The organism is Kitasatospora sp. NPDC056446 (genome assembly GCF_042796115.1).
Taxonomy (GTDB): Bacteria; Actinomycetota; Actinomycetes; order Streptomycetales; family Streptomycetaceae; genus Kitasatospora.
This window is the reverse complement of the sequence record NZ_JBHTRF010000260.1, coordinates 1-1,059: the sequence shown is the minus strand read 5'-3', so window position 1 is coordinate 1,059 and position 1,059 is coordinate 1. Positions and strand designations below refer to the sequence as shown.

Genomic DNA, 1,059 nt, shown 5'->3' with positions numbered 1-1,059 from the left:
GAACCTGCTGTCGGGCGGCGCGGCCGCCCGGGTGGCGATCGATGTGGGCGCCTGCCGCAGCGACAGCTGCACCGGGCAGACCCGGTTGCTGTCCGAGGGCAGCATCAATGTCAGTACCGAGGGCGGGTTCCAGCTGCGCGACAATGTCAGCTATGGCACGCGCCGGTTGGGCCTGTCGATGACCGCCATCAACCTCGGTGATGCTGCATCGTTGCAGGCGATGGCTGCACAGGGTGCCCTGCCGCAGGGGCTGGCGCTGAACCAGCAGACCCTGCAGCAGCTGCTGCGGGGCAATACCGCGCTTGGCACGCCCGCGCTGGAGACACTGAGCCTGTCCGCACGCGACGCGATCAACGTATTCGGCAGCGTGGACCTGGACACCCGCAATCCGGCCACCGGCAACAGCAGCCTGCGCGAGCTGGTGCTGGGGGCGCCGGCGATCCATGGCTACGGCAAGGCCGGTGACCAGGCCCGCATCTATGCCGACACGCTGGTATGGGATGGCACACAGGCGGTATCGACGGTGCTGACCGACGGTACCCCGCAGGCGCCGGGCGCGGCGATGGTCGATCGGCTCGGCCATGGACAGCTCGAGCTCAACACCCGCTCGCTGATCCTCGGACGCGCGCCCTATACACGCCCCAGTTCGGAAGTGCCGGCCAACCGCCAGGTGCTCGGTTTCGACGGCGTCTCGCTGCGGGCCACGCAGCAGGTGCAGTTCGCCGGCAAGGGCACGCTGGATGTCTACCAGGCCCAGGGCGCCTACCAGGCCGGCACGGGTTGGCAGTACAGCGGCGGCGCACTGGACATCCAGGCACCGCTGCTGACCGGCGCGGCGGGAAGCACCCTGCAGGTACGCAGCGGGGGTGATCTGCGCATCAGCGGCGCCTGCCAGACCCAGGGGCACGAAGCGCTGGGCGCCGAACTGGGGCTGCAGGCACGCAATATCCTGATCGACTCCGTCGTGGCGCTGGCCTCGGGCCGCCTGCAGGCCAGGGCGGACGGCGACGTGGTGCTGGGCAGCAACGCCCGCATCGACCTGGCCGGGCGCCGCATCCG

1 protein-coding gene is annotated in these 1,059 nt (G+C 70.3%); it reads left to right on the top strand.

The window, feature by feature from the left end; translation table 11 throughout:
• Window positions 1-1,059: hypothetical protein (locus ACFQ6N_RS41150; RefSeq protein WP_380659240.1), on the top strand; the 1,059-nt coding region annotated here is incomplete at both ends.